Here is a 209-nt window from a genome sequence, read left to right as displayed (position 1 = left end):
AACCCCTACTCGTTTGAAACAACATAAACGCTGTTTAGGTAAATCTATTACACAACGTCCAGTAGAAGTGGCATTACGCCAATCCTTTGGTCATTGGGAAATTGATTTAATGATTGGGAAAATAACTAAAAATGAGTCTGTTATTTTAACACTTATCGAAAGAAAGACACGATTTATTATTATCAGAAAGTTAAAAGAAAAATCATCAG

1 pseudogene is annotated in these 209 nt (G+C 32.1%); it reads left to right on the top strand.

Annotation, left to right across the window (positions count from 1 at the left end):
* Positions 1-209, top strand: a pseudogene (locus E4T68_RS09480) (IS30 family transposase); the annotation flags it as partial.

Source organism: Granulicatella sp. WM01 (genome assembly GCF_004570605.1).
In the GTDB taxonomy this organism is placed as follows: domain Bacteria; phylum Bacillota; class Bacilli; order Lactobacillales; family Aerococcaceae; genus WM01.
Note: the sequence above shows the minus strand (reverse complement) of the source record. Positions and strands in the feature narration are given on the sequence as shown.